Genomic DNA, 25,109 nt, shown 5'->3' on the forward strand with positions numbered 1-25,109 from the left:
TCATAATGAAAAAGAAACTTTTATCCAGTGTGCTGATTCTGTTGCTCGTTTCATTCGTGCTTGCAGCATACAACGCTTTTAACGGAAATCCAGTAAGCAAGCAGCTCTCCAAAACAGCGCTTGAGCATTATTTGACCGACCGCTATCCTGAAAAAAACTTGAGGATCGATGAGGGCAGCTACAATTTTAAGTTTGCCGAATATACATTTGAAGTCACAGACATCAGTGATCAAAAGCGATCTGAGCCGTATGTATTTTCTTTAAGAGGATTTATCAAACCTGAAGTATACGCTGACGGGATTTATGATGAGAATCTCAATGAACCGCTGATGGAGCGGTTGGGAAGTGAAGCATCAAAAGAAATCAAAACCCTTATATCAAAAAGCATAAACAATGTGGAAGATGTCGATGTTTATTTGGAAGTGCTAAAAGAAAAGATCAAAGATGATGCGAAATGGGAGAAAAGCATCCATCTGAACGGGCCGATGCAGATTCATATTTTACTTGATGCCGCAAATGCCGACCGGGAATCCGTATACAATACGTCAAAAAAAATTCACCGTCTGTTGAACAAAGAAGGATATGACTATGAATATGTCAGTATCAATGCCAATATTTTTGATGGAGAAGACGTTAAAGACGAGGACATCGGCTATGTAAAATATAGTACATCCTTTGAAAAAAACACGGATATCAAGCTGAGAGATGTTGAAGAAGAAAATCAATGATTGATGTCAAACAGAACATGTCCCTATTTCCGACGCCCGGAGATAGGGATTTTCCGTTATTCATTTTTTAAGCCATTACAAAAACCCGCGATCATCTGTTTGATAAAAGCATCTTTTGCGACTTTTTGAAACCGGCCTCCAGCAAGCGCCGATGAAGAGAAAAATCCGTATAAAGCCGTCAAGAAAACGTAAGCTTGTGAATCAGCGTCTCCTTTCGCCATCAAGTTTTTATGCTGCATCGTTTGGAAATAATCTGTTAAATAACGAAGGAGTTCTTCTATGTGTTTCAAAATGGAGCCGAAAAGTTCAGTCACTCTCCCGCCGTCTTGGACGGCAATGAGATATAGCGGCTTGTTTTTTCCCATGTTGAGCAAATATGATTCGGCAATCAGTGTTAAGTCTTTTTCCAGGTTCCATGTGATTTCCTTTTCAAATACGTGTTGAAAGGCGGGAATATAAGAAAATTTTTGAACGGCGGCTTCCAAAAGTCCCAGCTTTGTTTTGAAGTGCCGGTAGACAGTCATTTCGCTGACGCCCGCGGCAAGCGCGATGTCTTTGATTGTAACGGATTTGAATCCATATTGCTGCATTAAGTCTAAAGCAGCGGTAATGACTCGGTCGTTAGTCTCTTGCAAAGGTGTCCCCTCCACTTTTATGATGATAGTTAGTGGTAACTAACATCAGTGTAATGAGGCGCTGTTTGGATGTCAACCCGTCTCAAAAAGGATAAAGGGAGTTTTGTTCATGACAAATATTTTAATCGTCAATTTTCCGGCGGAAGGCCATGTCAATCCTACATTAGGGATTACAAAAGCCTTTGCTGACAGAGGAGACAATGTTCACTATATTTCAACGGAAAAATATAAAGACAGATTGGAAGGCGTCGGGGCGACAGTCCACTTGTGTGAGGATCTGGTGAGGAACGCGCATATTGACCCAAATTCTCCGTCCGGCATTCTTGAGTTTTTGAAGATACATCTTAAAACCTCGCTGTACATTCTTGAAGTCGTAAAGGAATTATCAACACATATTCAGTTTGATGCCGTTTATTATGATACATTTGGTGCGGGTGAATTGGTCAGAGACTATTTGAACATCCCGGGGATCGCTTCATCGGCTTCTTTTCTCTTCGGGGAAGAGCATCTGAAGATCCTGCCTTTGCATCCGGATTCAGGCGTGCAGCTGGAATTGGACAAAGAATGTGAAGACTTGTTACAAGAGCTGAAATTAAAGTATGGCGTCTCACCTCGGCATACGGGGCAATTTATGAGCAATCAAGCGGAACTGACCGTTGTATATACAAGCCGGTATTTTCAGCCTGACAGCGACCGGTTTGGCGAAGAATGTTTGTTTATCGGTCCGCGTTTTCCAAAACGGTTGGGGAAAACCGATTTTCCGATCGACGCGTTAAAGGGGCATAAAGTCATTTATATTTCAATGGGGACGGTGCTGGATAAAACAACGGACTTTTTCAACATGTGCATCGACGCTTTTTCAGATTTCGAAGGAAAGGTCGTCATCGCTGCGGGAGAAAGATCTGATTATACAGATATGAAGGAAGCTCCCGGGCACTTTATCATTGCGCCGTATGTTCCACAATTGGACGTTTTGCAGGAAGCGGATGTATTCATCACACACGGTGGTATGAACAGTGTAAATGAAGGCATTCATTATCAAGTTCCAATGGTCGTGCTTCCTCACGATAAGGATCAGCCGATGGTGGCCCAAAGACTTGCCGAATTGAATGCGGGCTACCCGATTGCAACAGACGAAGTGAACGAGCAGATTTTAAGACATGCTGTCGACCAAGTACTGAATGACAGGACATATCGAGAAGGCATTCAAAAAATTGCTGAAAGCTTCAGAAACAGTATGGACATGAAAGAAGCACTGGACCTGATTGATCAATATATCGTCCGAAGCAAATCACTGCAATCATAAAAGGAAGCCGCTATGTAAATAGCGGCTTCTTTATTTTTATGCATAAATGATACAAAAAAGAGAAAAGTAGGAATGAACATATGAAAAGAAAGGATGTTGTTTGATGCGAAAATTATGGATTTGTCTGCTCCTCGTCATCCCGCTGTCTTTCACAGCCGGAATGTCTGCTGCCAATGGAGAAGAAACACATGTGTATCAAGATCTGTCAGAGAAACAAAAGAATGAGCTGGCATCGATGCAAAAAGACATTATGGAAAAGAAAAAACAGCTCATCAATAAATATGTGGAGTACGGAATTATAGAGCAAAAAAAAGGGAACGAAATCAAATCACATATTGAACAACGGTATGAAAAAGAGAAAAAGAACGGGTTTATGCCAAGATGGGGGCATCAAGAGAAGATTTATAGACATCGTATTCATTATTAAAACCAGGCCTTTTTATACTGAAGCCTCATTTTCTTCGTGACAAAAGTGTAAAGACAGGTGTAAACTAATACTCATGTAAATCAGCTATATGAGCAAAGAGGTGTTGTGAGTATGAAGAAAAAACGTCCTGTTTCAGAACGGAAGCTGCTTGGCATTGCCGGTCTGGGATGGTTATTTGATGCAATGGACGTTGGAATATTATCGTTTATTATCGCCGCTTTACATGCGGAATGGAATTTGACACCAGAGCAAATGAGCTGGATTGGCAGTGTCAATTCAATCGGCATGGCTGTCGGGGCTTTTGTATTTGGCCTTTTGGCTGATCGCGTCGGAAGAAAATATGTCTTTATGATAACCCTTCTATTTTTCTCGGTCGGCAGCGGATTGTCCGCTATGACAACGACATTAACGGCATTTTTGATTTTGCGCTTTTTTGTCGGAATGGGATTGGGAGGAGAGCTTCCCGTCGCTTCCACGCTTGTTTCTGAAACCGTAGCGCCGGAGCGTCGGGGAAGAATCGTCGTATTGCTTGAAAGCTTTTGGGCATTCGGCTGGCTGGCCGCAGCACTTATTTCATATTTTATTATTCCAACCTACGGCTGGCAGATTGCTTTGCTGATTACCGCGCTTCCGGCTTTTTACGCGCTGTATTTACGCATTGCGCTGCCGGATTCGCCAAAATACGAAAAGCTTGATCAACAAAGAAAGCCGACTGTTCTGGAAAATGTGAAAAGCGTCTGGTCCCGCCGCTATGTCCGTTCCACAGTCATGCTGTGGGTCGTCTGGTTTTGCGTGGTCTTTTCTTACTACGGCATGTTTCTTTGGCTGCCAAGTGTAATGGTTATGAAAGGATTCAGCATGATTAAAAGCTTTGAATATGTATTGGTCATGACATTGGCTCAGCTGCCAGGCTATTTCTCAGCAGCTTGGCTGATTGAGAAAGCCGGACGGAAAATGGTGCTGATTCTCTACTTATTAGGCACCGCTGCCAGCGCCTACTTTTTCGGAACGGCTGAATCGCTGGCGCTTCTGCTGACGGCAGGCATGTTTTTATCGTTTTTCAATCTCGGAGCCTGGGGAGCGCTTTACGCCTATACGCCGGAACAGTACCCGACGGCGATCAGGGGAACAGGTTCAGGAATGGCAGCCGCATTTGGCAGAATCGGCGGTATTTTAGGCCCGCTTCTTGTCGGCTATCTCGTCGGCCAGGGCACAGCGCTTTCAATGATTTTCCTCATCTTCTGCATTGCGGTTTTAGTAGCAGTTGCCGCTATTTTCTTTTTGGGGGCGGAAACGAAGCAAAAAGAGCTTGCTTAACGGTTGGAAACTGCGCCATAATATAAAGACGCAGAATCTGGAAAGAGCTGATTGAAGTGAAAAAGAAAGCAATATATGCAAGTCTTTTGTTTTTAATTCTCGTGATAGGCTTTTACATTTATAACGCCTTCAACGGGAATCCGATCAGCCGCTCGCTGGCCGAAAAAAAACTGGCGGCGTATTTGCAGGAAACACACCATGGTGAAAACTTGAACATTAAAGAAAGCTTCTATAATTTCAAATACGCTGAATACGTTATCCATGTTACCGATCAGAGGGAAGATGAGTACATATTCAGTGTGAAAGGGGGCTTCCGCCCGGCTGTCACAAATGACGGCATCAATGAAGCCAGGGAGGAAAAAACGAGAGCGAGAATAAGCAAAGAAGCTTCGGAAGAGATGAAGTCCCAACTTGAAAAATCGCTGAAAAACGTGATGGATGTTGAAGTGTCGCTTTCAGGAAGCCGCTCTTTTAAAGAAAGCGCAGAATGGAAAAAGCTGAAACAAGCAGAAATGATCGATGTCACTGTCACTTTAAATACCGGCCGCGATAGTCAGAAGCAGGTCTATAAGCAGGCAAAAGCGGTCAAAAAAGCATTAAAAGACTATCATTATGAAAACATCGAGATTAACGGCATGGGCTTGGACGGGGAAGACCGGCCCGGCTATGTGAAGTACAGTGTGCGTATTGAAAAGGGCAGCGAGATTGCGCTTGAAGATGTACAGCTATTGGCCAAATCATGATCTGGAGAAGGTGTGAAACGCCTTCTCTTTTTGATGCAAAAATTGTTTGTGGATATATAGGTTCATTGCACTATTGATGTCAATGGCTGAACAGACTAGAATCATAATAAGAACAAATATTGCCGGGATTGTTACTGGTTATGCAGGCAAGACCTAAAATGTGCTAAAGGAACGTATGCCCTTAGTGTGCTTTTTTGTGCCTATCGGCTGATTTCTTTAGTGTGTTTTAGGTCTTTTTTCTTTTCAGGTGAAAAGAAGAATGGGGCGCTTTGTCCTTGAGCTTCTCACGCTTTGACACTTTTTTCATTTTGATCGTCCTCTGCTGATTTGATAGGATAGAAAAATTGGAGGAGGTATATACCGCAGTGCAGCATAAAGAGATTGCAAGAGAACTGCTGCCTCTCATTGGAGGCGCCGAAAATGTCATCAGCATCAGCCATTGTACGACAAGGCTGCGATTCAATGTCAGGGATGAAACAAAAATAGATATAGCTGCTGTCGAAAAGATGGAGTCTGTACAGGGGACTTTTTTTAGATATGGTTTATTCCAAATTATTTTTGGTGCAGGCGTCGTGAATAAAATTTATAAAGAAATGGCCCACTATAGTGTTCCCGGTCCTATAGGCCAAGAGATTCAGCCGGAATCCCAATCTAACATAAATCTATTGACGAAATTTGCAAAAACATTGTCTGATATTTTTGTCCCTATCATTCCGGTAATTGTTGCAAGCGGATTGCTCATGGGCCTTATCGGGGTGCTGAAGGAATTCAGCTTAGGCGCCTATGACGGCCCGGTCATGAAATTGCTCGATATTTTTTCAAGTGCCGCTTTTATCATTTTGCCTGTGCTGCTTGGGTTCAGCGCAGCCAAACAGTTTGGAGCCAATCCATTTTTAGGGGCCGTCATCGGCGGAATCTTGACTCACCCGGATTTGCTCGATCCTTCAATGCTTGGCAGCCAAAAGCCTTCATCAGTAGACATCTTAGGGTTTCAAGTGCCTTTAATAGGATATCAGGGGACAGTCATCCCGATTCTTTTGTCTGTCTATATTATGAGTAAACTTGAGAGGATATTGAAAAGAATAGTCCCCCGCTCTTTAGATTTGCTCGTCATTCCCTTTATAACTGTGATGACAGCCGGATTTGCCGCACTGTTTATCATGGGGCCGCTCTCCCTCCTCATCGGCCATTTGGTGAGCGGCTGCCTGGGATTTGTTTATCAATATGCGGGGCCGGCAGCCGGATTTTTATTCGGAGGGCTTTATTCATTGCTCGTTTTCAGCGGTCTGCATCACAGCTTTTACGTTATTGAAGCATCACTGCTCGCAGATCCTCAATACGGCGTCAACTTTTTGCTCCCGATTTGGTCAATGGCCAATGTCGCCCAAGGAGGAGCAGGCCTGGCTGTATGTTTAAAAACAAAAAATGCAAATCTAAAAAAGATTTCCATTCCTGCTTCATTTACCGCTTTTTTAGGAATTGTCGAACCCATCATGTTCGGCGTCAACCTGAAACTGCTCAGGCCGTTTATCGGCGCATCGATCGGCGGCGCACTCGGCGGCGCATATGTTGTCTTTATGCATGTGGCAGCAAATTCATACGGACTATCCGGCATACCGATGATTTCAATTATTCTCCCGCTTGGGACCGCCAATCTCATTCATTATCTGATCGGTTTTGCGATTGCGGCGATTTCTGCTTTCATTGCGACTTTGTGTCTTGGGTTTAAAGATGAAAAAGAATAATTCCGTTTTCATTCATCAAAACAGGATGAAAGGAAGGAAGCTATGAAAATAAAGAAAATCTTAAATAATAATGCACTAGTGGTAAAAGATCATGACGAAGAAAAAATTGTTTTAGGGTCCGGAATCGCATTTCAGAAAAAGAAGAATGATATTGTTGACAGGTCTAAAATTGAGAAAATATTTGTCATGAAAGACTCATCAGAGTATCGCCAATTTGAAGAAATCTTAAAAACACTGCCGGAAGACCATATTCAGGTTGCAGAAGAGATTATTTCCCATGCGGAACATGAGCTGGGGATTAAAATCAATGAACGGATTCATGTCGCCTTTTCAGATCACCTGTCCTTTGCAATTGAACGGTTAAGCAAAGGGATGGTGATTAAAAATCCATTGCTCGATGAAGTCAAAGTCCTTTATACGAAAGAATTTCAAATCGGCCGCTGGGCAAAAGCGCTCATCAAAGAGAAGCTTAAGATCGAAATTCCCGAAGATGAAGTAGCAAATATCGCGCTGCATATTCACACAGCCAAAACAAACGCCGGGGATATGACAAAAACGCTCGATCTGACAACGATGATCCGGGATATTATCGGGGTCATCGAAAACAAATTGGACATTACGATTAAAGATGAAACCATTTCATATGAGCGGCTCGTCACCCATCTTCGCTTTGCGATTCAGCATATAGAGGCGGGAGAGACGTTTTATGAACTCGATTCTGACATGATCAACCTTATTAAAAAGAAGTTTAGACAAGCTTTTTTGTGTGCTCGGGAGATCGGAGAATTCGTCAAGAATGAGTACGGTTTTGCATTTCCGGAAAAAGAGCTATGCTATATTACCATGCATATTCAGAGATTTTATCAGCGGTCTGCGCTTGTGTAGCAAGGAGCGGAATTGCTCTTACAGCCATTAATGAAAAAAGGAGCCGAAGATGACTCGGCTCCTTTTTTCTATTCAGCTTTAATTTCTGTTAATACTTCATGTTCCGTATCTATTAAAAAGCCACGGACTTTGACATGCGAGGGGATGAACAGGTGCCGCCGAATCAAGTCGACGCTTTGTTTGATCCCTACAGCAACGGGTTTTCCCCCATTCAGCCATTCATTCAGATTGCTGAATGGAAACTCCGGATTGCCATTCTGAAAAAGGTAATCGATGGTCTGTAATCTATCGTTTACATGCGGGTTTCTCAGCATGAAATTGTCAAGATCGATATCAGCCTGCTCTTCATTTTTGGAGCGGACAATAAATATTTCCTCGATTTTCTTCTGGAAGACAAGCGTGATGATGTCCCTCATTAAATCGCTGTAGGGCTGTGAAATGTGAGGGAATACGCTTTTTAGAATGACCGTGTTTTCCGGCCGAATAGATGCCGCATGGCAGATTGATTGTTCAAGCTTATCCTCCATCCCGGTAATCAACAACACATTTTTATTTTCAGTTACGTCCATAACATTCACCTCATTCATCATTTTGTTTTGTCCAGTTCTCCCAGTTTCCGTGCGGATCAATCGAAGCAAGGAGAATCCAGGTATTTTCTATTTTTTTTCGGAAGCCGTGATCCTGTTCAAGTAGCCGTTCGATATGTTCCCGGGGCGCCTCAATGACAACAAGCAGCCGGAGAGGCGCATGATAAATCTCTTGATCTGACAGCATGACAGACTGCCAAGGAAGGCCTGTCAGCAAATCACTTGCATTTCCCTGCATAACGCCAAGGCCAGAAGTGACGGTTTGAGTCGCTTTATTTCCGCTTCCATAATAATGCGGTGCAACGGTTGACGCGTAATACTGTAGATTGATCCATTGGGCCACCGTCCCCGGGCCAGAAATGATGCCGCTAAGGATGGAGCCGTCTTGGTCATTCCGCCAGTCATAGCTGTGCAGAAAAGCCCTCCCCTCAAGATCAGCTCCCCGCGTAAGCCGGCGCGTGCCGATGATGAATGAAGCGTTTCGGGCTAGTCCCCATTCGGGGCGAACTTCACTCCAATCTTCGGCAAAGCGCTCAATCTCATTCCGCGGATTCTTATATCCGAACTGAGGCAATTCGGCTAAGCGTTCTGCTCCGACAGTGCGGCTGACATCGGGAAGCGCTGAATTCATGCGGTCAAACGCCTTTTGAGCTTTTTCCGACAGCTCAGGCACATAGAGCCAATGCAATTCATCCAATGTTGTCATGTGCTCTGCGGCAGCGAATGCCGTATCATCCGGGATGAAGATGCCGTCGGAGCGGAGCCTCTGTCTGACGCTTGGAAGGTTGCATAAAGCGGCAAGGACGCGTGCGTTGAAAGCGCCTGATGCGCCTCCGCAGGCGCCGCAGTCCAGTGCCGAGGCATAAGGGTTATTCGTGCTTCTGCTGCTGTGCCCGCAAATGACAACCAGCGGAGCGAACCGGTCTGTGATCCCCATCATCTGTAATGCCTGTCTGACATAGGCGGTTTTTTCTTCTTCCGTAAATCCGACCGGAATGCCGGTTTCAGACGTTTCCATGCGGTCAAGCGAGAGCTTTGCCTGAGGCTTCTTCAGCCACGTTTTCCGCGCTTTCCGGAAAGCTTCTCCTGCCTTGCGGGGAGCCAGGCTGCGCGCGGCCATTTGCAGGCTCAGCCAAGGACCGCTTACTTCGGGAAGCAGCATACCCGCCAATAGATTCTGTTTCATCGTTTTAAAGGCGGAGCTCAGCGAAGCAGCCGCTTTTTGATGTTCTTGATACGATTTAAAACTGGATTCTTCAGCCGTTTCTTTGACGCGATGCTGCGGTTTAAGGATGACCGGCAGAGAGCTGTGGCTGTGTTTGCTGCCAAGTTCGCACGTTTCGATTGCCAGGTTGAAAAAGCCGGCCGTCCCATACGTTTCAAAAGGTCCTGATTTCTCTAATGCGCGGCGGAACGGCTCTGAACGGACATCGATACAAAATGCGAGCTGGGCCAGCACCGGTTCACTTGTTTCGGCAGCTGCCGGTTGGTTTGCCGTGACCTTCTTGATCTCGGCGGCATATGTTTGCTCCCAGGCTTCCAGCCAGAGGCGCCTGCACGTCATGCCATCAAAGCGGCGGGCGAGTGTTAATCGCGCTTTTTGCTCCGCTGGAGAAAGTTCGAGCCATTCGTCAGGAGTGAGATCGCCCCAATGCAGCCAGGCTGCAATCAAAGGAACGAGCTGCCTCTCTTTTTCAAGTTTTGGCTTAGACAGCGGCAAATGAGGCTCAATAAGCATCCATTCCATTGAAAGCCGGACAGCCAGATACTCGAGCAACAGCTCTTCTTCGTCTCGCGATTGCCGGGAACGCCAGAGCATCATCCCCGCCCAGCCCGGCAAAGAAAGCAAATGAGCTTCGAGATAGTCCTGCATGTCTCCATTAGAAATATCAAGTGCTGCGAGCGCTCTTTTTAATGCGTCCCTCGGTTCTTCCGGCCACCTATTCAGCCGTTGGCGTTCCGCACGCGACAGGGCTGGATCATGTTCAACAAGCCGCCGCCATGCACTGTAAAACCCTTTTTCACGATGTGGAAGCCGCCATGCCGATTGTGACTCATCAAGGTACAGCTTGCACCATTTAATCACATGATGGTCAAGGAGGTGAGCGGTTTTTTGTCCGGCAAAAACACTTAGCGGTTTGATGAAACTGGTTTCCCGATCAGCTTTCACCCCGCTGGAGGCTTGTTTGGCAAGCTTCTTTACATGGGGGGATGACATAAGCTCTTCAGGTATTTCGTCCAGTTTGAGCGCGGCTTTGCAAAACGCTTCTGCTGTCTCCCTGGGCAGATCGGACGGATGCGAATCAAGCCAATACATCAGCTTTTTTTCAAGCATCGCCTCATCAATTTCTCCCCGTTGTTTTGCGGAGCGGAAAATGGAGGGCTTTGGGTAGATGTCAACAAGAAGCTGTTGTTTAAGGCGCCGCGCTGTCTGTTCGAATGTTTGTTCTTCAAGACCCATCCACGGATGGCGCGCGGCAAAGGTTTCAATAGGCCAAAGCGGCGCAATGACCCGTGCTGCTGCTTGCACCAATTCGTCCATATTAAGGTCATCGGCCTGATGTTCGTATTTGAAGATCAATTGTTTAGACAATGTGGCTGCTACTTTCATCCTTGACGACCTCCTTGAGTAAGATATTGGTCTAGATAATTCGGCCGCCTTTCGACCGAATCGGAATGGGGCTCACCCGTTTTCACAAGATGCAGATAAAGTGCGCCGGACCATGCAAAGCGTTGCCGAACGATCAAGGCGCCGGCCGCACTGCCGAACAACAAAACGGCGGCCGTTAAAACAACCGCTATTGCCGGCGGCTGCGCCCCTTGTACAACGGCTTCCTTCAAGAGCCCGTGTAAAACGAAATGAATGATGGCAAACGCGAGAGAAGCCCCCGTTAAAATGAAAAGTCCGGCAATTCGTGTGATGAGTCCGTGCCCGGCTGTGACAAGCTGTCGCCAAGCAACAAACAGTGACCACCCTAATACAAGGGCGCTGATCATTTGATAGCCATCATCCGCGGCTGTGACCCAGATTCCGGTTACGAGAATAAGAGCGAAGACGCCGCCTAAGATGTTCCAAAAAAGAGACGGCCTGCCCGGTTTAGATGCGAATGATTCATAACGGCGCACCGCTGATCCGGCTTGCAGAAAAAGAGCGGCTTTGAACAGGCCGTGCAAGACGAGATGAATAACAGCCGCGATATAGGCGCCTAATGCGCATTGAATGAGCATAAAACCCATTTGCGCGACCGTTGAAGCTGCGAGCTGCCGTTTGTAGTCCGTTTGGACGAGCATCATGCCCGTTCCGAGTAAGACTGAAAGAACGGCGGGAACAAGCAGGATAAGCTGCAATGCATCACCGCTGAACATCGGTGCGAAACGGGTCAGCATGACCCCGCCGACATTTACGAGTCCGGCGTGCATGACTGCGGAAACGGGAGTCGGTGCAATCGCCGAATCGAGCAGCCAGCGATGAAACGGCCACTGAGCCGCAGGAATCATCACCGTTAAGATGACAAGGAGTCCGATTCCGATTTTCTCCCATGAGCTGAGCTGTGCAAGGCTTTCTTCCGCTATGGCGGATGATAACTGCCAGTGCCCGGTCGAGAGAGAGAGCCAAAGAGCAGCTGCCGCTATAGCCAGCCAGCTGAGCGCAAAGATCCGCCCTGCATACAAAGCGGCATTTTTCGCCGCCTGCCACGTGCTGTTTAAGCCGATTAGCGCAGTCAAGCCGAGCAGAGTGATTCCCCAGCAAAAGAGGAGCCAGCGAAGATCATCGTTAATCCAGGCGGATGAAGCTCCTCCTGTCGTAAGAGTCAGCAGCAAAAAGAATTTACGGTAGGAGCGGTCCCCGAACAAATACCGGACGGAGTAGCGCTGAACGATGAAGCCGATGGTCAGGACAAACAAGGCGATCAGCCAGGCCAGCGAATCCAAGCGCCAAGGAGCTGCAGTGTGCCCGGCATTTGCAGTCATCATGCCCGCCAGTGCGGCGAGCGGAGGCAGGGCGATGATCTTGGCGTGGATCCGTACAAAAGGCAATGGAACCTTTGGATTCAGCACGAGCAGTGCGCTGAATAAACAAAGCGCAAGCGACGCGAAAAATATTTTCAGCCAAAATAAAGAATCTACTAGATCAAACACCCGACATCCCTCCGTCGGCGTTTTGGAAAAGAACATACTGTTTCATGTCTGGCCTTCCTTTCTAAAAACGTAAAAAAGCCGGTATATTCAGGATTGACCCATTTCAGCCAATCTTTCTGAATAATACCGGCTTATCTTCAACTCATGTTCATGCTTTAAAGATCTTCCGTTTTTCTATGATAATTTCTTTTGCAGGTCGTTTGCCAATTTAAACACCATGATCCGTTCGCCTGTGCGCGTGCTGATATCCGTATGAAAGCTGATCGTATCTTCACCGGTCAGCTCTTTCATCAAGCGGTTCAGGTGTTCCATACCCGATTCCACCAAGCCGGAGCGGGTTCTTTTAATTGACAACAGGCCTTCTTTTGCACTGCAAAGTTCATACTCGGCGGGCGTCAAAATCCCGTTTAAGGAAACGATGACCATATTTCTGAGAATATCTGATTTCACAGACACGGACCCCCGTCCCAAGTAGTCTTTTTCCCATTGGGTTAAGGCTTTGCTGATCTCAGCCTCCAAAGACCCCTTCGTCAATTTCTGTTTTGCCAATGTTATATCCTCCTAAAAAAACGGTATATTTCTTTTCCGTATACACAAATATAGGGAAAACGAAATATACCGTCCTATCAAAATGTTAATGTCATACACGGTAAAGATGACTTTTTCACGCGGCCATAATGCCATTATAGCCGAATGCTAAAGCTCTTTTGCATGAGATTACGATGATTGACTTTACGGAATTACTTTTTTAATATCATAGCTTTTAAGATTTATCATGTCAATACCGGATTGTTTTTTGGATGTAAAAGGAAAATACCCGCCTTAGAAGACGAGCATTCCTTTTGCCACCTCATCGGATTTTTCTTTTCCGCTTAACAGTTCGGCAAGTTTGAGGGCAAACGGAATCGTTGTCGCCGGTCCCCTGGAGGTGATGATATTTCCGTCTGTCACGACAGGTTCATTTGTGTTGACTTCTGCCCCGGCCAGTTCTTTTTCAACACCCGGATAGCAGGTCGCTTTTTTGCCGCTGACAAGCCCTGTTTTTCCGAGCGTCATTGTCGCAGCGCAGATTGCAGCGACATATTTTCCTGCAGCTGCAGCTTCTTTTAACGTTTGATGCAAGCCTTGATGTTCAAGCATTTTCTTGCTTCCTACGTTTCCGCCGGGCAGAATCAGCATGTCCGCCACATCAAAGTCAGCATCCTCATACATTCGGTCGGCTTCAACGACAATGTCATGTCCGCCTTTTACATTGCGCGTCTGATCAAGAGAGACCGTGACGGTTTCCACTTCAGCCCTACGTAAAATATCGATCGTTGCAATGGCTTCAATTTCTTCAAAACCTTCGATTAAAAAGACAAACGCTTTTTTCATGATAAAACCTCCTCCATTTTCATTCTAACGGCGAAAAAGATATGATCGCAACCGCTTCAGAGACAAAATGAGACCCGTGTCTCGTTTTGTCTCATTTTTCTCATGATGGTTTTGAGACACAACACCGCTGTCATCGCTTTTTTCCGTTGGCACGATTTTTGCAAGAAAAAGAGTGTGATGAAAAAAGACAGGAGGTTTTGCAAAATGGAAGCGGCATTGACAAAGGAAAAAGCGGTATGGATGTACAAGAAAATGCTGGAGATCCGCCGATTTGAAGACCGGGTGCATGAGCTTTTTGCCCAAGGGATTCTGCCTGGCTTTGTACACCTTTATGCGGGGGAAGAAGCTGTTGCAGTAGGCGTCTGCGCCCATTTGAATGACAAGGACAGCATCACAAGCACACATCGCGGCCATGGACATTGTATTGCAAAGGGATGTGACCTCAAGGGGATGATGGCTGAAATATACGGAAAGGCCACAGGGCTTTGCAAAGGAAAAGGCGGATCGATGCACATCGCTGATTTTGACAAAGGCATGCTCGGCGCCAACGGGATTGTCGGAGGCGGTTTTCCATTGGCCTGCGGGTCGGCCCTGACAGCAAAATACAAAAAGACCAAAAATGTAAGCGTTTGCTTTTTTGGCGACGGTGCAAACAATCAAGGCACATTTCATGAAGGAATCAACCTTGCCGCCATCTGGAAGCTGCCGGTCATATTCGTAGCTGAAAACAACGGTTATGGAGAAGCGACACCGTTTTCCTATGCTTCAAGCTGCAAATCGATCGCAGACCGTGCAGCCGGCTACGGAATTCCGGGCATCCAAGTGAACGGAAAAGACGTGCTGGCCGTCTATCAAGCAGCGGAGCAAGCGGTGAAACGGGCGAAAAACGGTGAGGGGCCTACATTAATTGAATGCATGACATACCGGAATTACGGCCATTTTGAGGGGGATGCCCAGCGCTATAAAACAAATGAGGAAAAAACGGAACATCAAGAAGAAAAAGACGCGATCTCAGCTTTCAGGCACGACTTATTGACAAGACAGGTTTTGAATGAGGCGGAGCTGACCGAGATTGAAGCAGCGGTGGCAGAAGCGATAGATGAAGCGGTTGAATTCAGTGAAGAAAGCGCTTATCCAGATCATGCGGAATTACTGAAAGATGTTTATGTATCTTATTAATTGATCAGAAAGGGGAAGAAAAAATGGCGAGAGAATTGAGTATGTCCGGCGCACTGAATGAAGCGATCAAACTTGCGATGAGAAAAGATGATCATGTCATTTTAATGGGGGAAGATGTTGCCGGCGGAGCCTATGTCGATCATTTGCAGGATGATGAAGCATGGGGCGGTGTCCTCGGTGTGACAAAAGGGCTTGTTCAGGAATTCGGACGCGAGCGCGTCCTTGATACGCCGATCAGTGAAGCGGGATACATCGGCGCCGCGATGGCGGCTGCTTCAACGGGCCTCAGACCGATTGCCGAATTGATGTTTAATGATTTTATCGGGAGCTGTCTAGATCAAGTGCTGAACCAAGGAGCCAAATTCCGCTATATGTTCGGGGGGAAAGCGGAGGTGCCGATCACGATCAGAACGACTCACGGGGCGGGCTTCAGAGCGGCGGCCCAGCATTCGCAAAGCTTGTACGCCCTTTTTACAAGCATTCCCGGTTTGAAAGTGATCGTGCCGTCATCTCCGTATGATGCCAAAGGCTTGCTGCTGGCAGCGATTGAAGATCAGGACCCCGTCTTCTTTTTTGAAGACAAAACGTTATACAACATGACCGGTGATGTGCCGGAAGAATATTACACACTGCCGATCGGCAAAGCTGATGTGAAACGGGAGGGTGCTGATGTCACGATTTTCGCGGTCGGCAAACAGGTCAACACAGCCCTGCAAGCGGCAGAACAGCTGGCCTCCAAGGGGATCGATGCAGAGGTTCTTGATCCGCGCAGCTTGTCGCCGCTTGATGAAGAAGCAGTTCTGGCGTCAGTAGAGAAAACGAACCGGCTCGTCATTGTGGATGAAGCGAATCCGAGATGCGGCATCGCTGCAGATATCGCCTCATTAGTCGCCGACAAAGGCTTTGATGCACTCGATGCACCGATCAAAAAGGTGACGGCGCCTCATACACCGGTTCCATTTTCACCGCCGCTTGAAGACATTTATCTGCCAACACCGGAAAAAGTCGCTGCAACCGTATTGGAGATGCTCGGTGAGACATCATCTCAAGGTCTGTAACAGAAGAAAGGAGAGGGGAATATGGCTGTCGAGGTTGTCATGCCGAAACTGGGAATGTCGATGAAAGAAGGCACAGTTTCCGTATGGAACAAAAAAGTCGGAGAAGCAGTTGATAAAGGCGAAAGCATTGCAAGCATCAACTCTGAAAAAATCGAAATGGAAATCGAGTCGCCCGCAGAAGGCACCGTTTTAGATATTAAAGTCTCTGAAGGAGAGGGCGTACCGCCCGGAACCGTCATCTGTTATATCGGTGAAGCAAACGAACAGATTGAAAAAAAGAAAGAAAAAGAGGAAAAGCAAAAAACTGCGGGAAAGCGAATAAAAATTTCCCCTGCTGCCCGTAAAATTGCCGAAGGCGCAAATGTGGACATCAAAACGCTTGAAGGTACCGGACCGGGCGGAAGAATTACGAAGGCAGATGTACTGAAGGCGCTCCCTGATCAGCAAAAGCAGCAAACAAACGAAGCGGAAGATCCGCCTGTCAGCATGATGCGGAAAACAATTGCCTCAAGGATGACAGAAAGCCTGCAAAACAGCGCCCAGCTTACGCTGACCATGAAAGCTGATGTCACAAAACTAACAGACTTGCAGCATCAGCTTAATGAAACAGCGAAAACGAGGTATGATACAAAACTGACAATCACCGACTTTGCCGCCAGGGCAGCGACGCTTTCACTGTTGGAGCATCCCGGCATGAACAGCATGTATCAAGACAGCAGAGTGACGGTTTTTGAGCATGTTCATCTAGGAATTGCAGCCGCTTTGGATCACGGTTTGGCTGTTCCGGTTGTCCGGCACGCGGAGCGCCTGCCATTGATTGAACTGGCAAAGAAAATCAAGTGGTATGGCCAAAAAGCGCGCGAGGGGAAACTTCTTCATGATGAGATCGAAGGCTCAACCTTTACGATTACAAATCTCGGTGCATACGGTGTAGAGCATTTTACACCGATTTTGAATCCGCCGGAAACGGGCATTCTCGGGGTCGGCAAAATGTATGAAGCACCTGTTTACAAAGAAGGGGAATTGTGTAAAAGCGCGATTCTCCCGCTCAGCCTGACATTTGACCACCGCGCACTGGACGGAGCGCCGGCGGCAGCATTTCTTGCAGCGGTGAAGAACTATTTAGAGGACCCGGCAGCGATTCTTTTATAGAAAGAAGGTGAAGAAACTGTGACACTCGCCATTATCGGAGGGGGGCCTGCGGGGTATGTGGCGGCAATTACAGCCGCCCGCCGCGGCAGGAAAGTCATTTTGATTGATCAAAGAGATTTGGGGGGAACATGTTTAAATGAAGGCTGTATTCCGACCAAATCGCTTTTGGAAAGCGCGGATATGGTCGAAAAAATCAAGTCGGCCAGCGAGTTCGGAATCGACCTTTCCCGGGAAAATCCGGTCATTCATTGGCAGGCCGTTCAAAACCGAAAAAAATCAATCGTCAGGCAGCTTGCAGACGGAGTCCGATACTTGATGAATAAAAACAAAATCAAGGTAATGAAAGGAAAAGCGTCTTTTCTTTCCGAACACGACATTTTGATTGAAGGCGGAGGAAAGCCTGAAGTCATCAAAGCCGAGCATATCATCATCGCGGCAGGATCGGAACCGGCTGCTCTGCCCTTTGCGCCTTTCGACGGAAAGTGGATCATTCACAGCGGTGATGCGATGTCCCTTCCGTCGATTCCCGATTCGCTTTTTATCATTGGCGGAGGAATTATCGGCTGTGAATTCGCAAGCATTTTTAGCAGAATGGGTACAAAGGTTGTTATGGCTGAGCAGGCAGAACAGATTTTGCCTGAAGAAGATCCTGACATTGCAGAATGCTTAAAAAGCAAGCTTGAGGAAGCGGGAGTACAGATCTTGACATCTGCTGCAGTGGAACGGCTTGATCCGGTATTGAAAAAAGCCTTTCTTCTGAAGAATGGAGATGAACGCGTTGAGGCACACTCAGATGTTTGTTTGGTCGCGATTGGCCGAAAACCGAGAGTGACAGAGCTGAATCTTGATCAAATCGGCATTCAATATGACAGTAAAGGCATTCATATCAATCAGCATATGCAGACGAACCTTTCGCACATCTACGCCTGCGGGGATGTTGCAGGGGGAGTCCAGCTTGCCCATGCCGCCTTCCATGAAGGAACGGTTGCCGCCTCCCACGCATCAGGCCAAGATGTGCAGGTTCATGACAAAGTTATACCGCGCTGCATCTATACATCTCCTGAAATCGCAAGCGTAGGCTTAAATGAACAAAAAGCCAGGGAACGCTATGGAGATATTCGAATTGGGGAGTTTTCGTTTTCCGCAAATGGGAAAGCGCTGATTTTAAATCAGCCGGTCGGCAAAGTGAAAATCATTACAGAACCGGAATATCAAGAAATCATAGGGGTGTCGATTATCGGACCGAACGCGACCGAGCTGATCGGGCAGGCGTCCGTGATGATGCATGCTGAGCTGACCGCTGACACAATGGAGAATTTTATCGCCGCACATCCGACTCTTTCAGAGGCCGTCCACGAAGCCTTGCTGCAAACAAGCGGCCATGCGATCCATTGCTGATTCAGGATAAAAACTTCGCATATTTCATTGTGCGAAGTTTTTTCATGGGCTGACAAACGGTGTTGAAAGCGCTTTTATAATTATCTATAATGAGATAAAAGCCCTTAGGAGAGGATGGAATGAATCCGACGCCCTGCTATTTAAATACGTGGAAACGCTTTGTTCAGGAGGGACTGCTTGATGGGTCCCGCCTGAACAAAAGAGTGATGGAGTCATGGTACCGCTGCAAAAAAGCAAATGTGAATCCGTATTTAGATAAAGGACAGTCGATTTTACAAAAGGAATTATTAAGCGTTCAAAAAGAAAAACATGCATTATTTCTTGATGTGGCGCTGCCCTATTTAAACAAAATCAGCCAAGAATTAAAAGAATCAGAAATGATGGCCCTTCTTATCGATGCAGATGGCTATGTTTTAAGCTTGGCCGGAAGTCAAAGGACGCTTGCTGAAGCGGGAAGAATCAATTTTGTTGAAGGTGTCCGCTGGACGGAAGCGGAGGTCGGCACGAATGCAATCGGAACAGCGCTGGAAATCGGTGAGGCTGTGACGATTAACGGCTCTGAACATTTCTCAGTTGCTTCCCATCATTGGAGCTGTTCAGCCGCTCCGATTCGCGATGAATCCGGAATGACCATGGGGGTGATCGACATTTCCTGTCTGACTGACAGGAGGCACCCGTTTATGCTGGGAATGGCTGCAACAGCCGCGCATGCCATTGAACGAGAGGTTCATGTATACACGAAAAGAAAAGAAATGGAGCTGGTCAGCAGTTGTCTCGAGAAGGTTGAATCAGATGAACCGTTTGTCGTCTGTGATGAAAAAAGACAGATTGTATCGGCAAGCAGTCCGGTTCGGGAGCGGTTTTCCGGGTGGCGCGGCATGCAGGTCAATAAGCTGTCTGAAGGAGGATTTCATATTCTGCGCGAGCGAACCATCCGCTCAGAAACAGACGGCAAGACGCTCGGAGTGTCGGTCTCATTAGCAGAAGCTCCGCGAAAAGATCCGGCCAAAACATTTATATCCTATTTCAGCTTTCCGGGAGAAACAGGAACAAGCAAGGCGTTTCAAAACGCACTCAATGAAATGAAACTGGCGGCTCAAACTGATGCAAATGTATACATATGGGGGGAAACAGGCTCTGGGAAAGATCTTGCTGCAAGAGCGATCCATGCGGGAAGCGCCAGAAGAAACGGCCCTTTTCTCGCGGTCAACTGCGGTGCCATCCCTGAAAGCCTAATGGAGAGCGAATTGTTCGGCTATGCCGAAGGCGCGTTTACAGGGGCGAAACGCCGCGGTTCAAAGGGGAAGTTTGAGCAGGCTCATAAAGGAACGATCTTTTTGGATGAAATCGGTGAAATCCCTTTTCAGATGCAAGTGGCGCTGCTTCGGATTATCGAAGAGCGAAAGGTCACTCCGATTGGCGGGGCTCATGAAGTTCCTTTAGACATCCGCATTATAACCGCAACCCATCGCGATATGAACGAACTTTTACAGCAAGGGAAGATCCGTGAAGACCTTTACTACCGTCTTCATGTTTACCCGGTAAAAATCCCGCCGCTCAGAGAAAGAAAAGAAGACATCCCCGATTTATTCCGCCATTACAAGGAAAAGCACCGGTGGGAGGCTGAGTTTCCGCGAGGGTTTTTTCAGCGGCTTCAAGAATACCATTGGCCTGGAAACATTCGTGAGCTCTTCAATATTTTCGAGAGATTAAGGGTTTTATTTCCCGCCGGCGGTTTGATCAGTCCGTCCCAGTATGCTTCGGTCTTGGACGTTCTTGACTGGAAAAGCGGAAAAACGTCTGCGGAAGGCGGTCAGCCGCCTTCAAGCGGATTGTCATTCAGAGAGCGCATTCAAAAACATATGATGATGGATGCTTTGCAAAAAGCGAAAGGCAATGTGTCAGAAGCGGCAAAGTTAGCGGGCATTCCGAGAAGCACGTTTTACAAACGGCTTCGAAAATATAACCTTTAGCTAACCCCTCGGCGCCCAGAGCATAATGCTGACACCTGCCAAACAGACCGCAGCCCCGACCCAGTCATAGAGGTCAGGGGTTTTTTTATCGACCCACCAACCCCAAAGCACTGCAAGAATAATAAAAACGCCTCCGTAAGCTGCATAGACGCGCCCAAAGGAAGGGAATGCCTGAAAAGTCGGAATGACTCCATATATGATTAAAATCAAGCCTCCGGTTATTCCGTACCACAGAGGTCTGGATTCCCTCAGCCAAAGCCAAACCAAGTATCCCCCGCCGATTTCAGCCAAGCCCGCGAGCAAAAATAAAATGATTGTGATCAGCATGAACAACACACTCCAATTATGATGTCGAGGCTTTTATTGTACATGATTTCGGATAGACCGGGAAAGTTCCCGCATTTCGGGAAAATAAACAGAACGCGATTATAGGAACTGTCTTCTCCGAACCTGTTGGATGCCGAAAGCAAGCGTGATATAAGTAAATTGTAAACGCTTATAAGGGGGCTTTAAACATGAATAAATCTTATTCAATTGTCATCGCAGGTGGAGGAAGCACGTTTACCCCAGGCATTGTATTGATGTTGCTGGACAATCTCGAGGATTTTCCAATCCGCCAGCTCAAGCTTTATGATAATGATGGAGAGCGTCAAAACAAGATAGCGGGCGCATGTGAAGTATTGATTAAAGAAAGGGCGCCGCATATTCAGTTTTTGGCAACAACTGATCCTAAAGAGGCGTTTTCTGATGTTGATTTTGTGATGGCCCATATCAGGGTAGGAAAATACGCGATGCGCGAGCTTGATGAAAAAATTCCTCTTAAATACGGAGTGATCGGCCAAGAAACATGCGGACCCGGCGGCATCGCTTACGGCATGAGATCTATTGGCGGAGTCCTTGAACTCATTGATTATATGGAGACTTATTCACCAGATGCGTGGATGCTGAACTATTCCAATCCGGCAGCCATTGTCGCAGAAGCGACAAGAAGACTGCGGCCGACATCAAAGGTGTTAAATATTTGTGATATGCCGATCGGCATTGAAGACAGAATGGCTCAGATCCTCGGGCTGTCTTCACGGAAAGAGATGGTTGTCCGTTATTACGGCCTCAATCACTTCGGCTGGTGGACGTCAATTTGCGATAAAAACGGAAATGATCTGATGCCGGCGATTCAGGAACATGTCCGGAAATTCGGCTATATTCCAAAAGATGAACATGAACAGGCAGAGGCAAGCTGGAATGATACATTCAAAAAAGCGCGGGAAGTATACCAGCTTGATCCTGAAACACTTCCAAACACGTATTTGCAATATTATTTCTATCCGGAAGATATGGTCAAAAAATCCAACCCTGAGCATACCAGAGCCAATGAGGTAATGGAGGGACGGGAAACATTCATTTTCAGCGAATGCGAAAAAATCGTCAGAGCGCAATCAAGCGCAGACAGCCAAATAAAAATCGATGACCATGCTTCATATATCGTCGACCTTGCACGGGCGCTCGCATATAATACCGGGGAACGGATGCTTTTAATTGTCGAGAACAATGGAGCGATCGAAAACTTTGACCCGACGGCAATGGTTGAAGTGCCTTGTCTTGTTGGAAAGAATGGTCCCGAGCCGATCACCGTCGGGAAAATTCCGCAATTCCAAAAAGGTTTGATGGAGCAGCAAGTATCCGTTGAAAAGCTTGTTGTTGAAGGATGGGTTGAAAAATCGTATCAAAAGCTATGGCAGGCGCTGATCTTGTCGCGGACGGTTCCAAATGCCAGAACCGCAAAATTGATTTTAGAAGACCTCATTGAAGCGAACAAAGAGTATTGGCCGGAATTGACTGAGAAAAGCCTTCAGCCGTTGTTGTAATGTTTCCCAATGCCGGCGGCCCGCCCAGCTGGGAAGCGCCGCCGGTTAATCCAGGCATATCTCCTCATTTATTCTCGTATTTTATATAATAGAGATAAATGAGGTGAAGAAAGATGATGCAATTGGAAGAACTGATGAACAAACATTATAAAAAACTGAATGAAAATGACTTTCATATTTTGAAATATATTTTAAATCATCAAGATACTTGCTACAAGCTGGGCATAAATGAACTGGCTAAAAAGTGCAATGTATCCCGCACGTCTATTTTAAGGCTTTCTCAAAAGCTTGATTTCAGCGGTTACAGCGAATTTCGCGTGTTTTTGAAATGGGAAGCCGAGAAACAGGAAGAGGAGCGGGAAGACTGCCGTTCTTTCGAAAGCCTGATGAGAGATATGGAGTCCAGCATTAAATATTTGAAAAATACGGATATGCGGAATATATGCAAGCTCATTGATGAAGCCGACCGAATTTTTGTCTACGGTTCCGGCACCGCGCAAACGTCGTGCGCTCTTGAGCTGCAGCGAATGTTTATTTCCCAGCACCGCTATTTGACGGTGATCAGAGATCAGATCGAATTTGAACTGATGCTTCCTGATTTGAGCACGGACGACCTTATCATCATCATTTCGCTTTCAGGTGAAACCCCGTCGCTGATTCCGCAAGCGCAAACATTGTCTGCAAGAGGCATTCCTTTTATCTCTTTGACCAATTTGAAAAATAATCTGCTCGCTCAATTAACGCCTTACAATCTCTATGCAACAAGCCAGGCGGTAACAGTTTATCCGAAAACAGAACTGATCGCTTTTGCTCCCTTTTTTCTCGTCGGGGAAGCGTTGTTTCGCAGTTATGTCGATTATGCTGAAGAAAAGAAAATTCAGTAATAACAGGGGGGAATTCACATTGATGCAAAAAGTGCAGCGGTTCGGAAGCGCCATGTTTGTTCCGGTTTTGCTATTTGCTTTTGCGGGAATTGTCGTGGGGCTCAGCACTCTATTTAAAAATGAGCAGTTAATGGGGGCGATTGCCGCACCTGATACCTTTTGGTATCAATTCTGGTTTGTCATTGAAGAAGGGGGCTGGACCGTTTTTAGGCAAATGCCGCTGCTGTTCGCGGTCGGCATTCCGATCGCGTTGGCGAAGAAGGCTCAGGCGCGCGCTTGTTTGGAAGCGCTTACTACCTATTTGACCTTCAACTACTTTGTCAGCGCCATCCTGACCGTCTGGGGCGATTTTTTCGGTGTGGACATGAGTCAGGAGGCCGGAGGAACGAGCGGACTTGCAGAAATTGCCGGCATCAAAACGCTTGATACGAACATCATTGGCGCCATCTTAATTTCTTCAATTGTCGTTTATATCCACAATCGCTACTTTGATAAAAAGCTGCCCGACTTTTTGGGGATTTTTCAAGGGTCTTCATATGTTGTTATCATTTCATTTGCCGTCATGCTCCCGGTGGCTTTGGCAACAGCATTCGTTTGGCCGATGGTCCAAGGAGGCATAGCCTCTCTGCAAACTTTTCTTGTGGGATCGGGTGCATTTGGCGTATGGGTTTACACGTTCCTTGAAAGGATTTTGATTCCGACGGGGCTACACCATTTTATCTACACGCCTTTTCTTTTCGGTCCGGCTGTTGTCGAAGGCGGGATTGTCACCCATTGGGCACAGCACCTCGGTGAATACGCTGCAAGCACGCAGTCTCTCAAGGAGCTGTTTCCGCAAGGCGGGTTCGCGCTTCACGGAAACTCAAAGATCTTCGGCATCCTTGGAATTGCGCTCGCCATCTATGTGACGGCGAAAAAGGAGAAGAAAAAAATCGTAGCGGGTCTGCTCATTCCGATTACCTTGACGGCCATGGTAGCCGGCATCACCGAGCCGATTGAGTTTACCTTTTTATTCATCTCGCCTTTGCTGTTTTTTGTTCACAGCCTTTTAGCGGCTTCGATGGCAACGCTGATGTATGTATCAGGGGTTGTCGGAAATATGGGCGGAGGTTTAATCGAAATTTTGACGCTCAACTGGATTCCGCTCTTTCATCAGCACGGAAGCACTTATCTTTTTCAAATATTGATCGGTCTGTCATTTACGGTCATCTACTTCTTCGTATTCAGGTTTTTGATTTTAAAAATGGATATCGCGACTCCTGGTCGTGAAAAAGACCAGGAGCAAGAAACAAAGTTTTATTCAAAACAAGACTACAAGGCAAAAAAGCATTCCGAAAAAGAGGTGTCTGCGGCTCAGGAGGTTGATGCGGTTCAGGATCAGGCTGTCCTCTGCGTCCAGGCACTTGGCGGGAAAGAAAACATAGCCGAAGTGACAAATTGTGCAACAAGACTGAGAGTCAGTGTGTACGACGAGTCAAAAGTGGAACCGGACAGCGTATTCAAGTCTTTTGGCGCTCACGGTGTCGTCAGGAATGGAAAGGCTTTGCAAATTATTATCGGCCTTTCGGTTCCGCAGGTCCGTGAAAGGGTTGAGAAGCTGCTGATAGACTGACAATTCAGCGAAGAAAAAATGCTGCTGCCTTTTGTAATGAAATTCTATTTTAATTATAGAGCGTCTTCTAGAACTCAAGGCTAAAAGCAGCTTCTTTTGAC

General features: G+C 46.7%; 22 protein-coding genes. 15 read left to right on the plus strand and 7 right to left on the minus strand.

Annotated features, from left to right (window positions below; genetic code table 11):
- The first annotated feature begins 5 nt into the window (after positions 1-5).
- On the plus strand, positions 6-728 hold the full coding sequence (locus BTA30_RS16495; RefSeq protein ID WP_239693618.1) for a YfjL-like protein: 723 nt from the start codon (positions 6-8) through the stop codon (positions 726-728).
- Positions 729-784: 56 nt separating this feature from the next.
- Here BTA30_RS16495 and BTA30_RS16500 read toward each other — a convergent pair whose 3' ends face one another.
- Complete coding sequence (locus tag BTA30_RS16500; RefSeq protein ID WP_076762407.1) at positions 785-1,363, minus strand: TetR/AcrR family transcriptional regulator; 579 nt, start codon at positions 1,361-1,363, stop codon at positions 785-787.
- Positions 1,364-1,472: 109 nt separating this feature from the next.
- Here BTA30_RS16500 and BTA30_RS16505 point away from each other — a divergent pair, with 109 nt between their 5' ends.
- The 6 genes from BTA30_RS16505 (at position 1,473) to BTA30_RS16530 (ending at position 7,786) form a co-directional block, all read left to right on the plus strand.
- Entirely contained in the window at positions 1,473-2,669 is a 1,197-nt protein-coding gene (locus tag BTA30_RS16505) for a macrolide family glycosyltransferase (RefSeq protein ID WP_076762408.1), read from the plus strand.
- A 103-nt stretch (positions 2,670-2,772) separates the two neighbouring features.
- Positions 2,773-3,096 carry a YckD family protein gene (locus BTA30_RS16510; RefSeq protein WP_076762409.1) on the plus strand — a complete coding sequence of 108 codons (324 nt, stop codon included), beginning with the start codon at positions 2,773-2,775 and terminating at the stop codon, positions 3,094-3,096.
- Between the two features lie 111 nt (positions 3,097-3,207).
- Positions 3,208-4,413: an MFS transporter gene (locus BTA30_RS16515; protein WP_076762410.1), complete on the plus strand. Its 1,206-nt coding sequence runs from the start codon at positions 3,208-3,210 to the stop codon at positions 4,411-4,413.
- 56 nt (positions 4,414-4,469) lie between these two features.
- Positions 4,470-5,156: a YfjL-like protein gene (locus tag BTA30_RS16520; protein ID WP_076762411.1), complete on the plus strand. Its 687-nt coding sequence runs from the start codon at positions 4,470-4,472 to the stop codon at positions 5,154-5,156.
- A 365-nt stretch (positions 5,157-5,521) separates the two neighbouring features.
- Positions 5,522-6,901, plus strand: a complete 1,380-nt coding sequence (locus BTA30_RS16525) for a sucrose-specific PTS transporter subunit IIBC (protein WP_076762412.1) — start codon at positions 5,522-5,524, stop codon at positions 6,899-6,901.
- Positions 6,902-6,943: 42 nt separating this feature from the next.
- Positions 6,944-7,786, plus strand: a complete 843-nt coding sequence (locus BTA30_RS16530) for a PRD domain-containing protein (protein WP_076762413.1) — start codon at positions 6,944-6,946, stop codon at positions 7,784-7,786.
- A gap of 68 nt (positions 7,787-7,854) precedes the next feature.
- Here BTA30_RS16530 and BTA30_RS16535 read toward each other — a convergent pair whose 3' ends face one another.
- The 5 genes from BTA30_RS16535 to BTA30_RS16555 form a co-directional block, all read right to left on the minus strand.
- Entirely contained in the window at positions 7,855-8,355 is a 501-nt protein-coding gene (locus BTA30_RS16535) for a carbonic anhydrase (RefSeq protein ID WP_076762467.1), read from the minus strand.
- Positions 8,356-8,365: 10 nt separating this feature from the next.
- Positions 8,366-10,984, minus strand: a complete 2,619-nt coding sequence (locus BTA30_RS16540) for a DUF2309 domain-containing protein (RefSeq protein WP_076762414.1) — start codon at positions 10,982-10,984, stop codon at positions 8,366-8,368.
- A complete protein-coding gene (locus BTA30_RS16545) occupies positions 10,981-12,513 on the minus strand; it encodes an NADH dehydrogenase subunit 5 (RefSeq protein ID WP_076762415.1) in 1,533 nt (510 codons plus the stop codon). Before BTA30_RS16545 ends, BTA30_RS16540 begins: the two co-directional genes overlap by 4 nt.
- Positions 12,514-12,687: 174 nt before the next feature.
- On the minus strand, positions 12,688-13,062 hold the full coding sequence (locus BTA30_RS16550; RefSeq protein WP_076762416.1) for a Na-translocating system protein MpsC family protein: 375 nt from the start codon (positions 13,060-13,062) through the stop codon (positions 12,688-12,690).
- A gap of 273 nt (positions 13,063-13,335) precedes the next feature.
- Complete coding sequence (locus tag BTA30_RS16555; RefSeq protein ID WP_076762417.1) at positions 13,336-13,887, minus strand: DJ-1 family glyoxalase III; 552 nt, start codon at positions 13,885-13,887, stop codon at positions 13,336-13,338.
- 204 nt (positions 13,888-14,091) lie between these two features.
- Here BTA30_RS16555 and BTA30_RS16560 point away from each other — a divergent pair, with 204 nt between their 5' ends.
- The 5 genes from BTA30_RS16560 to BTA30_RS16580 all read left to right on the plus strand — a co-directional run bounded on the left by BTA30_RS16560 (position 14,092) and on the right by BTA30_RS16580 (position 20,647).
- Positions 14,092-15,066, plus strand: coding sequence for a thiamine pyrophosphate-dependent dehydrogenase E1 component subunit alpha (locus BTA30_RS16560; RefSeq protein WP_076762418.1), 975 nt, complete (start codon positions 14,092-14,094; stop codon positions 15,064-15,066).
- 23 nt (positions 15,067-15,089) lie between these two features.
- On the plus strand, positions 15,090-16,124 hold the full coding sequence (locus tag BTA30_RS16565) for an alpha-ketoacid dehydrogenase subunit beta (RefSeq protein ID WP_076762419.1): 1,035 nt from the start codon (positions 15,090-15,092) through the stop codon (positions 16,122-16,124).
- A gap of 21 nt (positions 16,125-16,145) precedes the next feature.
- Positions 16,146-17,276, plus strand: coding sequence for a dihydrolipoamide acetyltransferase family protein (locus tag BTA30_RS16570; RefSeq protein WP_076762420.1), 1,131 nt, complete (start codon positions 16,146-16,148; stop codon positions 17,274-17,276).
- An 18-nt stretch (positions 17,277-17,294) separates the two neighbouring features.
- Positions 17,295-18,674, plus strand: a complete 1,380-nt coding sequence (gene lpdA / locus BTA30_RS16575) for a dihydrolipoyl dehydrogenase (RefSeq protein WP_076762421.1) — start codon at positions 17,295-17,297, stop codon at positions 18,672-18,674.
- Between the two features lie 119 nt (positions 18,675-18,793).
- The gene (locus BTA30_RS16580) at positions 18,794-20,647 is read left to right on the plus strand and encodes a sigma-54-dependent Fis family transcriptional regulator (RefSeq protein ID WP_076762422.1); all 1,854 of its coding nucleotides are present in this window, start codon (positions 18,794-18,796) and stop codon (positions 20,645-20,647) included.
- On the opposite strand, the gene BTA30_RS16585 is transcribed toward BTA30_RS16580, so the two are convergent.
- On the minus strand, positions 20,648-20,974 hold the full coding sequence (locus BTA30_RS16585) for a YnfA family protein (protein ID WP_076762423.1): 327 nt from the start codon (positions 20,972-20,974) through the stop codon (positions 20,648-20,650).
- Between the two features lie 188 nt (positions 20,975-21,162).
- Here BTA30_RS16585 and glvA point away from each other — a divergent pair, with 188 nt between their 5' ends.
- From glvA to BTA30_RS16600, 3 genes are all read left to right on the plus strand, one after another.
- A complete protein-coding gene (gene glvA / locus BTA30_RS16590) occupies positions 21,163-22,512 on the plus strand; it encodes a maltose-6'-phosphate glucosidase (RefSeq protein ID WP_076762424.1) in 1,350 nt (449 codons plus the stop codon).
- A gap of 116 nt (positions 22,513-22,628) precedes the next feature.
- Positions 22,629-23,396, plus strand: coding sequence for a MurR/RpiR family transcriptional regulator (locus BTA30_RS16595; RefSeq protein ID WP_076762469.1), 768 nt, complete (start codon positions 22,629-22,631; stop codon positions 23,394-23,396).
- Between the two features lie 19 nt (positions 23,397-23,415).
- Positions 23,416-25,008, plus strand: coding sequence for an alpha-glucoside-specific PTS transporter subunit IIBC (locus BTA30_RS16600; protein ID WP_094777349.1), 1,593 nt, complete (start codon positions 23,416-23,418; stop codon positions 25,006-25,008).
- The last annotated feature ends 101 nt before the right edge of the window (positions 25,009-25,109 follow it).

The sequence above is a fragment of the Bacillus swezeyi genome (assembly GCF_001969815.1).
GTDB lineage: Bacteria > Bacillota > Bacilli > Bacillales > Bacillaceae > Bacillus > Bacillus swezeyi.